This window comes from Brevibacillus sp. MER 51 (assembly GCF_023714195.1).
Lineage (GTDB): Bacteria > Bacillota > Bacilli > Brevibacillales > Brevibacillaceae > Brevibacillus.
On sequence record NZ_JAMAUS010000086.1, the window covers coordinates 1 to 257 of the forward strand.

General features: G+C 51.8%; 1 rRNA gene. It reads left to right on the forward strand.

Annotated elements, in window-relative coordinates:
- Positions 1–105 (forward strand): 5S ribosomal RNA (gene rrf / locus M3630_RS30785); the annotation flags it as partial.
- Between the last annotated feature and the right edge of the window lie 152 nt (positions 106–257).

Below are 257 nucleotides of genomic sequence, written 5' to 3' on the forward strand. Positions count from 1 at the left end.
GGCGGAGGGGACACACCCGTTCCCATGCCGAACACGGCCGTTAAGCCCTCCAGCGCCGATGGTACTTGCTCCGCAGGGAGCCGGGAGAGTAGGACGTTGCCAGGCAGTTACTCTTGCGAGTAACTATTCATTGTTCCTTGAAAACTGGATACTGCATGAAATTGCTAAGATATTAACTGTAAGTACTTTTTAGTGCTAACCAATGTGGTTAAGTTACTAAGGGCACACGGTGGATGCCTTGGCGCTAGGAGCCGAAG